At 68.1% G+C, this 12,774-nt stretch carries 10 protein-coding genes; 6 read left to right on the top strand and 4 right to left on the bottom strand.

The window, feature by feature from the left end:
* Positions 1-80: 80 nt before the first annotated feature.
* The gene (locus tag LG278_RS12630; protein WP_404387337.1) at positions 81-2,609 is read right to left on the bottom strand and encodes a CHAT domain-containing protein; all 2,529 of its coding nucleotides are present in this window, start codon (positions 2,607-2,609) and stop codon (positions 81-83) included.
* A 95-nt stretch (positions 2,610-2,704) separates the two neighbouring features.
* Here LG278_RS12630 and LG278_RS12625 point away from each other — a divergent pair, with 95 nt between their 5' ends.
* The 4 genes from LG278_RS12625 to LG278_RS12610 all read left to right on the top strand — a co-directional run bounded on the left by LG278_RS12625 (position 2,705) and on the right by LG278_RS12610 (position 5,725).
* On the top strand, positions 2,705-3,079 hold the full coding sequence (locus tag LG278_RS12625) for a hypothetical protein (protein ID WP_404387336.1): 375 nt from the start codon (positions 2,705-2,707) through the stop codon (positions 3,077-3,079).
* 468 nt (positions 3,080-3,547) lie between these two features.
* Positions 3,548-4,003, top strand: a complete 456-nt coding sequence (locus LG278_RS12620) for a hypothetical protein (protein ID WP_404387334.1) — start codon at positions 3,548-3,550, stop codon at positions 4,001-4,003.
* A 920-nt stretch (positions 4,004-4,923) separates the two neighbouring features.
* The gene (locus tag LG278_RS12615; RefSeq protein ID WP_404387332.1) at positions 4,924-5,202 is read left to right on the top strand and encodes a hypothetical protein; all 279 of its coding nucleotides are present in this window, start codon (positions 4,924-4,926) and stop codon (positions 5,200-5,202) included.
* Positions 5,203-5,464: 262 nt separating this feature from the next.
* Positions 5,465-5,725 (top strand): hypothetical protein, encoded by a 261-nt coding sequence (locus LG278_RS12610; protein WP_404387331.1) that lies wholly within the window; start codon positions 5,465-5,467, stop codon positions 5,723-5,725.
* A 57-nt stretch (positions 5,726-5,782) separates the two neighbouring features.
* On the opposite strand, the gene LG278_RS12605 is transcribed toward LG278_RS12610, so the two are convergent.
* Together LG278_RS12605 and LG278_RS12600 are read right to left on the bottom strand one after the other, a co-directional pair.
* Positions 5,783-6,067 (bottom strand): hypothetical protein, encoded by a 285-nt coding sequence (locus LG278_RS12605; RefSeq protein WP_404387329.1) that lies wholly within the window; start codon positions 6,065-6,067, stop codon positions 5,783-5,785.
* Between the two features lie 170 nt (positions 6,068-6,237).
* Entirely contained in the window at positions 6,238-8,667 is a 2,430-nt protein-coding gene (locus LG278_RS12600) for a M14 family metallopeptidase (RefSeq protein WP_404387327.1), read from the bottom strand.
* 247 nt (positions 8,668-8,914) lie between these two features.
* Here LG278_RS12600 and LG278_RS12595 point away from each other — a divergent pair, with 247 nt between their 5' ends.
* Together LG278_RS12595 and LG278_RS12590 are read left to right on the top strand one after the other, a co-directional pair.
* The gene (locus LG278_RS12595) at positions 8,915-10,621 is read left to right on the top strand and encodes an MFS transporter (protein WP_404387325.1); all 1,707 of its coding nucleotides are present in this window, start codon (positions 8,915-8,917) and stop codon (positions 10,619-10,621) included.
* 40 nt (positions 10,622-10,661) lie between these two features.
* Positions 10,662-11,168 (top strand): hypothetical protein, encoded by a 507-nt coding sequence (locus LG278_RS12590; protein ID WP_404387323.1) that lies wholly within the window; start codon positions 10,662-10,664, stop codon positions 11,166-11,168.
* 56 nt (positions 11,169-11,224) lie between these two features.
* Here the strand turns inward: LG278_RS12590 and LG278_RS12585 are convergent, their stop codons facing one another.
* Positions 11,225-12,619, bottom strand: a complete 1,395-nt coding sequence (locus LG278_RS12585) for an ATP-binding protein (RefSeq protein WP_404387321.1) — start codon at positions 12,617-12,619, stop codon at positions 11,225-11,227.
* Between the last annotated feature and the right edge of the window lie 155 nt (positions 12,620-12,774).

Raw genomic sequence — 12,774 nt, 5'->3', positions numbered from 1 at the left:
GAGCAGCTCAGCGGGGGAGCCGAGGATCTCCCGCACCTGGTAGACCCTGGCAGACTCAAATAGGGCGGGGCCGCTGACAGTCAACGCGTGGTGACGCTGAGGCCCGCCCACCAGTAGACACCACTACGGTGAGTGTTCGCGCTCACGAACTGGGTTTGGCATTGGGCGAGTTTCTTGCTCATAGGTGTGGGGTCATCCAGGCGCTCGTAGAGGTTGCAGATGATGTCGGTGGTGCTGGTGTTGGGCAGCGCCCACGTGCCACTCATGATCTCTGTGGCCCCACGGCTGAGGAGAGTCGCGAGGAGTCCGGTGATGTCTGAGGCGCCGCCTGTGCCGGAGAAGCAGGATGCGACGTACACGCTGGCAGGGACGGTGACCTCCAGCAGGTCGTGCACGTAGAGAGCCTCGCGGTGCCGGTCGGGATCGGTGAACCGATAGGTCATGCCGGCGCCCTGCCCGTGACACGCGAGGGCAAGTACGTCATACGTCTGGTCCCTCAGGCGTTGCCATAGGTCCCCGAGGCTGGTCACGAGGGTGAGGTGGATCAGACCGTCCTTGTGCTGGCGGTGCAGCACCTCTGCTTCGGCGGCTGCGTCATCGAAGCAGTAGGCGATCACCGTGACGCGTCTAGAGCTCCGAGGCGTGGTCGCGGTGGTGTCCATCATGGTGTGCTCCAGCGGACAGACGGCACCCAGCAGCTGACCGCCCCCGACCGGGAGCGCAGCGAGTGGCACGTTTCGGATTGACCCGTCCAGCTCGGCTCGCAGGGGTTGGGGGCTGTCGCTGGAGTCGTACCAGTCGGCGAGCTCGTCTGCGCAGAGGGCGAACCCGAGGGCATGACGTACTTGGTCCCACGCAGCGTGGAAGCGGTCGACGCTGCTCTGTCGCCTCAGGGCGAGGCCGGCGTCCAGGTGTTCGAGCACGGTTGTCGCGGTCTCGTCCAGGATGACGCGGCGCAGCGTGCGTCGGCCGTCAGGCAGGGTCAGCACTGCGACGATGCATCGCGGGCCGTCGTCCTCGGTGATCATCGTGGCCGTCAGTCGGGGTGAGGCCGGGTCGGTGGGCGCCGCCGTGGTGGGTCTCGGCGCAGCCAGGCTCGCGTAGGCAGCGCCGAGCGCATCCGCGAGCTCGGCACGCAACGTCTCCAGCCGGCCCTGCAGCTGAGCGTCCGCGTTGCCCGTCAGGTCGCCGCCGGCGGCGTGCAGCGCGGCATTCAGCTCGCGGGTGATGCGCTGCACGTCCTCGGTCAGGTGGGCGTCTCCCTCCGTCAGCAGGTTGCGCAGCGTGTAGTCGCGCCACGCATCCATCACTGACGCTGCGGCGGCCGGTGCACCCTTGCCGCCTCGAACCAGCGCCAGCGCACTGAGGCAGACGTCGCGACCGTGGCGGTGGTTGTCGTGCATGTGCCGTCGCAGTCTCGGCGGTATCGGACCCGAGGTCATCACCTTCAGCCGGTTCGACAGGCTCTCGGCCACGCGGACTGCCTCGTCGGCCCGACCACCTATCGCCATGACGAGAGCGACGAGTGGCAGAGTCTTCGCAAGCTGGTTCCCGGCACCGAAGGTGGCGTATCGCTCCGAATGCCCTGTGCAGAGGTCGAGAGCCCGATTGGTGTCGCGGTCGAGCATGGCGAGCCTGAGCCGCGGGCTCAGCAGGATGCCCGCGCCATCGGCTTCCAGCAGTTCGATGGGGATGTCGTCGGCGACGGAGCGTGCTTCAGTCTCTCGGTTGAGGTCCAGCAGGAGATCCAGTTCCAGCGACAGCGCGAGCAGGCGGGCCATCCGCGTGTCCTCGGGCGGCCCGGTGAGCGCCGACTGTGCCGCGTGCAGCGCGGCGACGGCGCCGTCGGTGTCGCCGTTGACCATTCTCAGACCTGCTTCGGTCTGAGCGCCTGTGACTGCGAGCAGCGAGAGCGATCGCAGGGGCATCGGGTTCTTGCTCGACACAGGGCCCAGCGCCTCGAGCGCCACCATCTGTGCTGCGGATTCCTCGTACTGGCCGAGAAGCAGCAGCAGGTGCCCAGCGAGCACATGCGAGATCGCGATCGTCTTCTGGTCCCCGACGCGGTGCGCCTCCTGTTGGGCATAGCCGATCAGTTCGGCCGCATCATGGATCCGCAGCGCCGCGAGGCAAACATTTCCGGCGGTCAGCAGTGTGCCGATCATGATGCTTTCACCTGCCGTGGCGAATCGCATTCCAAGCTGGATCTCGGGAGAGCGACTGGCCTCCTGCCATTCCTTTCGGAGAAGCTCCACCTGCTGCGTCACGTCGTCCTGTTCGTCGAGCATGAAGGCCAGCTCGAGGCGCAGAGCCGTCAGCTGTAGTCGGATGAGCCGGCGGAATGTCTGGTCGGATCGGTTGGCCGCGGCCTCAGCCTTGTCCAGCGCATCCCGGACCAGTGGCAGATCAGAGAGAGGGATCTCGTCCTGCTCGAGCAGCGCACGTGCGAAGAAGAACTCAGCCCAAGCAATGTGTGTCGGCTTCGCATTGGCTCCATCTGACAGCGACGTCACCTCGGCGTGAAGTCGGCGGACTTCGGCGATGTCTCCGCGGTCGAAGGCTGCGGGCATTCGGTCCACGAGCCTGCGCACCGCCAGTCGTCTGAGCATGGCCATAGACTCCCATCGCGGACTCGGACTGTCCGCATTTCCTTCCGAGTCTGGGGGTAGCAGTGGCTTGGCACGATCAAGATCCCGAACTGACCGTGAAGCTGCCGATCGAGCTCGCAGAAGAGATTGTTGCTGAGGGCGTTGCAGAGGAGCTGATCCCGCTTCGTGGCCCGTTGACGGATGGCACTCTCGGCATCGTCGTCGAAGGCATCAACGCTGCTTCCGCAGCTGTCTCAGTCGGGCTGGGTGTGGCGGCCATCCGTCGTTTCAGCAGGTCCGTGATCGGGCGGCTGCGGGCGCGTGGTCAACCAGGTCGCATCGAACTGCGGATGCCGTCGACCAACGGTGAGCGTCGCCTCACCCTCTCCGTAGACGACCCTCACGTTGAGGACAAGATCCTCGACTTCATCATCGAGTCGCTTCCGGCATCCCCGCCGGACGGACGAGACTCGCACGCCGACAGTGACTAGAGCCAGATTGAGACGTCCAGCAGGCAGCAGGGTGACGCAGGTCGTCAAGGCGCTCATCGCGGTATAGGGACTTTCCCTGAGCGTGCGCTCCACGCAGTAACGCAAGCTCATTGAGCTCCTGAGCACTCACGTGGGGTCGGGGCCACTCGCTCTTTGAGGTCGCTGGGATACCTCCATTTACCAGGCATGATCCAGATCCTTCCGGTCATCTGCTCCCGCGAGACCCGGGGGAATCACTGTGCAAACCTGAGCGATGTGGACCACATAGATCCACAGGGTGCTATCCCCCGACGCCTGTCGGGGTGTATAGATAGGGCTCGGGGCACTCTACGCCAAGTGGCTGATCCGGGGGGATCGATAGTACGCGATTCGGCAGGCATTCAACGCCGGGGGTCCCTTGTTCGATCCAATAGGCACACCTTCAGGGAGAATTGCATGCTCAAGCGAATATTCGTAGCCCTTGCCGTCATGGCTTTCGCAGTCGTCGGCCTCTCCGTCAGCGCGGCCAGCGCCGCCAACGGCGTCAATGCGAAGCAATGCGGGGTCAGTGACCGCGCCGACGTGCAGGTGAACAAGAAGACCGACACGGTCACCGTCCGCGGCGACACCAGCACGGGTGGCAACAACTTCTACTGCTACACCAACATCCCGGTCACGGCCGGTGACACCGTCACCTTCGACTTCCTCGGCACCTGCGGCGGGGGCACCCCTCGCGTATACCTCCAGTTCGACGGTGGCGAGTCTGACGGTGAGAACACCTTCGACAGCGGAACGTGCACCCAGCTGACGCCCAACACCGGCACCGTAAGCTACACGCTCATGAAGAGCGGCACCGTCACGGCGTTCGCCGAGATCCACGACAGTGACAACGGTCAGACGACCTACTCGAACCTGATCATCGCCGGCACCACGATCAACTTCTAAGCACACCCCAGCACATGTGACGGGCGGAACCCTCGGGTCCCGCCCGTCGGTGCTTCCGGTAGGGGGCCAGCCCGCATGTGGGTCAAGCATGTGCGCCCGAGGCGGCGGTGTCACGCAACCGGGCGCTGCCTGGAAGCTGGAATGGGCGCCATGCGCAGAGGTCCGTGGTCCGACTTGATGCCTGAGCAGAACGACTGAGTCCGCTAAGGGGCGGCCACCTTGAGCATCATTCGGAGCACGTTGGTCGCGAGTACTCGCGATCCCCGACATCTCGACCGACTCATCCACTCACAGGCCGCAGACCCGCGACTCTCCTGGGAGGTGGAGCCACGCGACGGGTCGTCAGTCCATGGACGGTGACCCGACGGGGAGGAGTCCATCGTGACGACGACCTTGCCGGCCTTGGGGCGGCCCTGCTCGACGCATGCCATCGCCTCGGGGTCTGCTCGAACGGGAACGTCCCGTCGATGACAGTTCGGAGCGCTCCGGCGTCGTGAGGTCACCGAGCTGGCGCAGCTGGGAGCCGCTGGCCCGCATGAAGAAGAACTCGCAAGGCTCGGGCACGTCGACGGCGGGCAGAGAGTCCTTGCCGAACCTTTCGACGACGAAGGCCTTCATGGTCGGACTGCTCTCGGGGCGGTGGGTGTCAGTCATCGAGGAAGTCCAGCGCTTCTGGCACGGCTCAGCGTGGAGTTGGAAGATGCCGCCATGGTCCGCTTCGGGGTAGATGTGAGATGGGCAATCGGCAGCCGCGAGCCAGGTCCACCGAGTTGCGGGTGGGCACCATCCGGTCGTGGTCGCCGTTCGCGACAAAGACCGGCTGCTGGGTGAGCGAGAGGTCTGTCGGCTCGTGGTTGGCCCAACCGTGGATGGCCCTGAGGTGTTCCCGGAACGACGGGGTGCCCGCACATCATCAATCTGTGCCGCAGAACGCCCTGGACGTCCTGAAGTCCGGCCAGCACTCGTACGCGAGGACGGAGGGCATCGTCGTGGTGGGCGAGGACGACGAGACCTACGGCGACGAGGGCCGTGAGGTCTACACCGCCATGCGGTCGGCTGGGATCAAGGTCGAGCTCCAGGTCGTCCCGGGGACCCACACGTGGGACGCCTGGCAACCCGCCTTGACCGCGAACCTTCCGTGGCTGGCATACCGGCTGGGCCTGCTGAGCTCCCCAGCTCCCGCGGCTGAGCGGCCCTGACCTCCGTGACGGTCCTGGTGGTGGCGCGACATCCGGACCAACCCGCCCACCCCGTCCGGTCAGGACAGCTCGCGGCCGCGTCGCCGGTGCCTGCGGCCACGCCAACCGGTACCGGCCAATCCGGTGAATAGGGGTCAAAACGCTGCTGTGACAGTCGATCTGAGCTAGCCTGAAACGCAGCAGCCCCAGACCCCGGCTCGTGTCCCATGCCCGTGCGACGTGGAGGTGCCTGTGGACGACCATCACCCATCGACTGCAGCCGGTGGTGCGCTCACGCATCCACCCCACGCTGAGCCTCTGGTTGACCATGACTGACGCTGAGGTCGAGACGGAGCAGCCGGTCGTCGCCGGAGCGCGGCCACCCTTATGGGGCACGTGGCGAGATGGACCCGCGCTCATCGCGCAGATTGTCCTGCTGACGTGGGTCCTCGCGACCCTGTCCGACGTCAGCGCGCACTGGCTGCTCCTCGTCGTGGCCCAGGCCGCGATCATCTGGCTGGCCCGAGCGGTCACGCGACACTAGAGAGGCTCGCCGGCTCCGGGGTGCGCTCCCCCCCAGGCCCCCCGGACCCCCGATCGCCTATCTCGGGTCGTCGTCGCTCACGCCGATCCGGATCTTGCCCTTGCTGGTGCACTCGTCCTGGTGGGCCACCGCGTCCTTACGGGCCTTGTCACGGGCCCGGCGGGCGGGTCCGGTCCAGTCGCAGCTCTTGCAGTAGCCGAACGCGAACGCGCCGGCGTCATGTGTCCCGTGCCGGTCGACGGGCTCCAGTGTGGCGTGGTGCTTGACGCCGTCGCTGTCTTTGACGGTCAGGTCATGACCGCGGCGCTTGATGAACCGTGGGCCGGCATCGGGCTTCGCCATGCGCACATCCTCTCCTGTCCGTGCGCCCTCGCGCCGGGGTGCCCAGGCGGCAGACCTGGCGGGATAGACGGGGCGGCACCGACTGGGCGGGACAGACCGGGCGGTATCGACCGAATGAGCCCGGCCCCTGAGGGCCGGGCTCACCCGGAGCAGTCACCGGCGGCACAGGGTCACTGGACGGTGACGACCTGCCGCCTGAAGTTCTGCCCGTTGCCGTCGGGCTGGTAGCGCGCCTCGGTGTTGCCGGCGATGTCGGTCGAGAACCAGCGCACCTCGGTGCGGTCGGTCACCGTCACCGAGCCGGCTCCCTCGCGCAGGCCCGACGGTGTCAGCTTCGGCGAGCTGAGGGTCGGACGGGTGCCGTCGAGGGTGTAGTAGACCGTCGCGGGCTCGCTCGTCGTGAAGGTGAACTCCGTGGTCCCCGGCTGCTGCTCCTCCACGACGAGGGTGGACGTCGGTGGCCTCGTGTCGGTCTCGTGGGCGAGCGCGACTTCGAGGATGCCGATCTGACCGTTCGCGAACTCCATGGCCTCCTGGTGACCCTCGGCGAACGGGGGCTGGAAGCCCACCGGGTCGAAGCGCTTCGTCGTGGGGTTCCAGATGTCGGCACCGACCTCGAAGTCCCAGCCGATGATGCCGTGGTTGTACCAGAGCTCGTCGGCGGAGTTGCCCGCGGCGGAGTAGAGCACGTCGGTCACCGGGCCGGTCTGGCCGGGCCAGATGGCCGTGCCGCGCCAGTCCTTGACCGCCGCGAGGATGTGGTCGGAGGCGGCCCAGAAGAACTCTTCCGTGCCGAGCTCGACGGGCGGGAGCGTCTCGCGGTTCGCGGCCTTGTAGGCGCCCGGAGGCCACATGAAGTAGCCGCCGTAGGAGTGCGTGTTCATCGCGAACTTGATGTTGGGGAACGCCTTGACGAGCCACACCTCGTTGAGTGCCTCCGGCTCGGACAGCTCGGCCGGACCGGCGAAGGTGCCCGACAGGCAGTTCGTCGCCGAGGCGCCGGTGAAGCCGTCGAAGACCGATCCCACCGAGAAGTTGCGGTTGATGTCGACGCCCCACGAGTTGCGGCGGGCGGGGTCGGCGTCGTTGGGCCCGCAGTGGTTCGTCATGTTCTTCCGCTGGCTGGCGAAGTCATAGAGGCTGTAGTGCGCACCGTCCGGGTTGATCGACGGCACGATGAAGATGTCGAGGTTGTCGACGAGCTTCCGCGTGGTCGGGTCCTTCTGGTAGTTGCGCACCAGGCGCTCGGCCGTCTCGACGCACACGAGCGGCGTGACCCATTCGCGGGCGTGCTCCTGGCAGTAGAGGAAGACGCCGGTGCGCGACCCGTCACGCGCCTTGCCGATGCGCAGCGCCTGCACCTGGAACGGCTCGCGCGACACGGACGGCGGTGCGTTGAGGAAGTCACTCAGCTTCGTGGCCCCTGCCGAAGCCACGACTCCGGCACCCGCGTTGCCTCGGTAGGTGCTGGCGGTCACGAGCGCCGAGCTCGCCGGTGAGGCCATCAGCGCCGCCACGACCTGTGCAGCGGTCGAGGTCACGCCACCGGACGGACCGGTGGCGAGGTTGACCGTGATCGCCGAGCCTGCGACGGACACGCTGAGCGCTGCGCTCGAGGTCCCGGGGTCGACCAGGGCAACGGTCAGGTCGTTGCCGCCCTCGTGCCCGTAGGCCTTGGAGGTGACGTAGAGAGTGCTCGAGGCGACCGTGCCGAACGTGGCCTGAGCCGCGCGGCGGTAGCCGTTGGTCTTGTGGGGCAGGTCGACGAGCTGTGTCAGCGACGGGAACTCCGCGGCCAGCGAGGCGAACCGCCCGTAGATCTCCGTCGGGTCCATGTAGTGGTCGACGAAGTCCGACACGTAGTGCGGGCTGGGGGCCTTGCGTGGCGTGCCGAGCCACTGAGAGACGTCGGTCGTCACGGTTGCCCCGACGCTGCTGGTGATGGCGACCTTTGACGGCGCCGAGGTCACCGGCACCGGGGTGTTGAAGCGGTGGTACATGTACTGCCCGGCATCGACGAAGCGTGACATGGTCGCGCTGCCGCCCGAGCCCATCGCCGTTCCGGCGCCCGAATCCCACTGCACCGTCAGGATGTTGGTCGCCGTAGGAGCGTCGGTCTTGACCTCGACGGAGAGGAAGCGCTGGTTGCCGGTCGAGACGAACCACTCGGCCCGGAGCACGGTCAACGTGTCGGCGGTCGCCGTGGCAGCGGCCTCGGCGGCGATCGTCGCCGACCGTTCGGCACGGTTGCGGGCGACGTCCGAGGGACTCGTGACGGGGTCACCGACGCGATACCCCAGGGCAGTGATCGCCCGGGTGGCCTCGGCGTCGGCGACGACGTGCACCTCCACCCCGCCCTCCACCGGCCGGGTGTACTCGGCCACGTCGAAACCGAGTGAGGTGAGCCGGTCGATCGCGGCCTGGTCCGGCACGACGACGCGGACGAGGGAGACCCCGGCCGGTGTCGCACTGACCGTGTCGCCCGGCGGCCCACCCGGAGGTTCGGCGCCCGCAGAGGTTGCTGCGAGCGCTGGGGCGAGCCCGAGGACGAGGGCTCCCGTGGTCAGCAGGGCGACGAGACGGGGGTGACGGCGACGCATGGACTACTCCTTCTGCAAAAGGACAGCACGTTCTGCTGATACTCGTCCCGTCGACCGGTCAGCGCTCCCCGGGTTGCGTAAAGAAGTGGTCTGGAGTCGGCAAAGCGCGGTCCCGCTCGACCGTGCGATCACCGTGCGGTCGATTCACCTGCCGGGGGTGATGCCGGGTCCGAGGTCCTCCGGTCGACTGGTCGCATCCGCGGCGTCGACGGGCGCCCTTCGAGGCAACGCAGGGGGAGGGGCACTCGTGGCGACCACCACTCCCGTGCGCACCGGGGCGTCCATGGTGTTGGCGCTGCTCGCCTCCGGTCAGTTCGTCATGACGTTGGACAGCTCGGTCATGAACGTCTCGATGGCGGTCGTCGCGAGTGACCTCGGCACGACCATCAGCGGCATCCAGACCGCGATCACGCTCTACACCCTCGTCATGGCCACGATGATGATCACCGGCGGCAAGATCGGCACGATCATCGGTCGGCGGCGGGCCTTCGGCATCGGTCTCGTCATCTACGCCGCAGGATCCCTGACGACGGCGCTGGCACCCAACCTCGGGGTGCTCCTGCTCGGTTGGTCCGTGCTCGAGGGCCTCGGCGCCGCGCTCATCATGCCCGCCATCGTCGCCCTCGTGGCCGCGAACTTCCCGGCCGAGCGACGCGCTGCGGCCTACGGTCTCGTCGCCGCGGCCGGAGCGATGGCGGTCGCCGCCGGTCCGCTCATCGGCGGGGCCGTCACGACCTTCTTCTCGTGGCGCTACGTCTTCCTCGGCGAGGTCGTCATCGTCCTCGTCATCCTGCTCTTCCTGCGCAAGATGGCGGACGTGCCACCGGCACCGGCAAAGATCGACTACGTCGGCTCGTTGCTGTCGGTCATCGGTCTGGGATCGATCGTCTACGGCGTGCTGCGCACGAGTGAGTGGGGCTGGGTGGCGCCGAAGCCCGGCGCCCCGACGATCCTCGGCGCGTCACCGTCGATCTGGCTCATCGTGCTCGGCCTGCTCGTCGTCTTCGTCTTCATGCGCTGGGAGAACCACCTCGTGAGCGTGGGCAGGGAGCCGCTGATGCGCCCGGTCATGCTGAGCAACCGCGGGCTTGTCGGCGGCCTCACGATGTTCTTCTCCCAGTACATCGTGCAGGCCGGTGTCTTCTTCGCCGTGCCCCTCTTCCTCTCCGTGGTGCTCGAGCTCGACGCGCTCCAGACCGGTCTGCGCATCCTGCCGCTCTCCTTCGCCCTGCTGCTGGCCGCCGCCGGCATCCCCAAGGTATGGCCGAAGGCAAACCCGCAGAGGGTCGTGAGGATCGGGCTGCTGTCCGTGCTCGCGGGGGTGCTCGTGCTCGTCGGCGGCATGGACCCCGGCGCCAACGCCAGCGTCGTCGCGATCCCGATGCTGCTCATCGGCTTCGGCCTCGGCGCGCTGTCCTCACAGCTGGGCAGCGTCACGGTGTCGGCCGTCCCCGACTCCGAGGCGGCTGAGGTCGGCGGTCTGCAGAACACCGGCACCAACCTCGGCGCCTCCCTCGGCACGGCGCTCGTCGGCTCGGTGCTGCTCGGGACGCTCACGGCGTCGGTCGTCAGCGGCATCCAGGAGAACCCTGACGTGCCGGACTCGGTCAAGGCCCAGGCCTCGACCCAGCTCGTCGGCGGGGTGCCGTTCATCTCGGACAAGCAGCTCGACGAGGCGCTGACTGAGGCCGGTGTGACCGGCGACGCCGCCCAGGCGATCATCGACGTCAACTCCGCAGCCCGGCTCGAGGCCCTGCGGGAGGCCTTCGGCGTGACCGCCCTGCTGACCGTGGGTGCGCTCTTCGCCACCGGACGCCTGCCACGCCGTGCCCCGGGCTCCAAGGACACCGACGACACCGAAGACACCGACGTCGCCGACGACGATGACGATGACGATGACGATGATCCGGACGGCACAGCGGTCGACGGGCCCCGGGTGGGTCTGGCACCGTGAGACCTGACAGGCCGACGTCGCGAGAGTGCAGGAGTGGCCCGTGGAGCTGAAGGACGCACGTCACCAGACCGGTCTGTGGGTCGCCGCGCGCCACCCGTCCGGACTCCTCTACGGGGTGATCATCACCGGCGCGGTGATGAGCGCGTCCGCCGGCCACGAGACCTCCGCCCAGCGCATCGTCGCGACGACCGTCTTCGTGCTCGGCGTCTACTTCCTCGCCGACGTCTACGTGCGCGTCTTCGCTCACCAGTTCCGCGAGGGGCGCGACTCCATCGGGCACCGTTTCGCCGCGGCGGCCAGCCACGAGTCCGGTGTCCTGCTCGGTGGTGTGCCAGCGCTCGGCACCTTCGCCGTCTCGATCGCGCTCGGCGTCTCGCCGAGCACAGCCACCGACATCGCCCTGTGGGTCACGGTGGTCGTGCTCGGCGCGATCGCCTACCTTGCGGCCCGGTATGCCGGCTCGACCGTTCGCGAGGCCCTCATCGAGTCCGCTCTGGCGGGCCTGCTCGGCATCCTCATGGTCGTGTCGAAGTCCCTGCTCCACTGACTGGACGACTCAACGATCCAACGACCCAAAGGCCCAACTGTGCTCGCAGCATCGGATCAGGGCATCGGGACGGGCACGTCGATGCCGCCCTCGGGCGTCACCCGCCCGCGCACCCGCACGATGCTGGGCATCGGCACGAAGCCGCCCCCGACGAGGGCCTCGCCCTGCCGGAAGCGCGCTGCCTGCGCCAGCAGCCCCCGCGGCACGAAGCCGAAGATCGCCGACAGCTGGTCGAGGTCGTCGCGCGAGTTCATCCGCATGAGGGTGAGGTTGTCGCACTGCGACACGATGCCCGGGTGCACCTTCGAGGGGCGCTGGGTCGACAGGAGCAGCCAGAGACCGTACTTGCGCCCCTCAGCGGCGATCTGGATGAGGCGGTCGCGCACGGCGACGCCGAGCGGGGTCTCGGGGTCGGGCGGGCACAGGTTGTGGGCCTCGTCGATGACGAGCAGGAGCGGCCGGCGCTCGGCGCGCCGGGCCCACAGGTCGTCGAGCACGGCGAGGGTGACGGTGAGCTGCTCCTCGTTGCGGTCGTAGCCACCGAGGTCGAGCACGGTCGCCGCAGGGCGCCGGTCGATCACCGCCGTGGCGCTCTCCGCCCCGTACGCCCAGGTCGTCTTCCACTCGAGCACCCCGAGGTTCTGGAGGCGCTGCGCGAGGGCGGTCGCGTCGGGGTCACCCAGTGAGTGCAGGTGCCCCACGATGTCGGGTGTGTCGACGGCGTCGAGGTCGGCCATGAGGCCGAGGAGCGCGTTGTACTCCGCTCGGTCGACGACGGGATCCAGGCGCAGCACGGCGGCGCGGGCCCTCGGGGTCATCTCCTTGAAGAGCACGTGCAGCGGCGACCGCTCGTCGCCCGGCCTCAGCACCACGATGTCCCGATCCGCCAGTGCTGCAACGGACTCCGGGTCTGCGCCGGGGCTCATCTCGCCGAGTCTCACGAAGTCGCTGTTGGGGTCGAAGACCACCATCGGCAGCCTGGTTGTCAGCAGGATTCGCTCGAGCAGAACGCCCAGCGCATAGGTCTTGCCCGAGCCGCTCTGCCCGCACCAGAAGGTGTGCCGGTTGAGCCGCTTGGGGATGAGCGCGACCCCGACCTCGGCGTGGTCGACGAGGTGGCCGAGGTGCAGCCGGGGGTCCGAACCCGACAGGAGCGCCTCCACGGCCGCGTCCTGGGTCGGGCGCAACGGGGCCTGGGCCCAGCGGGCTCGCTCGTCGGACGCGCTCGCGCTCTCCCCGACGAGCGATCCGCTCGCGACGAAGCCGGCTCCCGCGGCGTCGCTCAGGACCTCCTCGACGAAGGCGAGGGGCCCGCCGACGGTGTCGAGCTCCAGGTAGTCGCCCACTCGCGGGCGCTGGCTCGCCGGCCCTCTCACGACGAACGAGCGTCCGTCGGGAGACTCGAGGTGCAGCGCAGCAGGTGACAGGTCGACGTCCTCGTTCGCAGCCATGCGTCCATGATGGCGGCCTCCGCCCGGCCTGTGGAGGGCCTGCGCCGCCCGACCCCGCCCCAGCGGCGAAGTTCACCCTGATGGGATGACGGCGGTGCGAGCGCCAGCGAGCGATGCTCGATCGAGGACGAGGCGCAACCGCCTCGTGTTGACCG

Source organism: Humibacillus xanthopallidus, assembly GCF_044793955.1.
Lineage (GTDB): Bacteria > Actinomycetota > Actinomycetes > Actinomycetales > Dermatophilaceae > Humibacillus > Humibacillus xanthopallidus_C.
The sequence above is the reverse complement of the archived record's forward strand: the minus strand, read 5'-3'. Positions and strand labels throughout refer to the sequence as shown.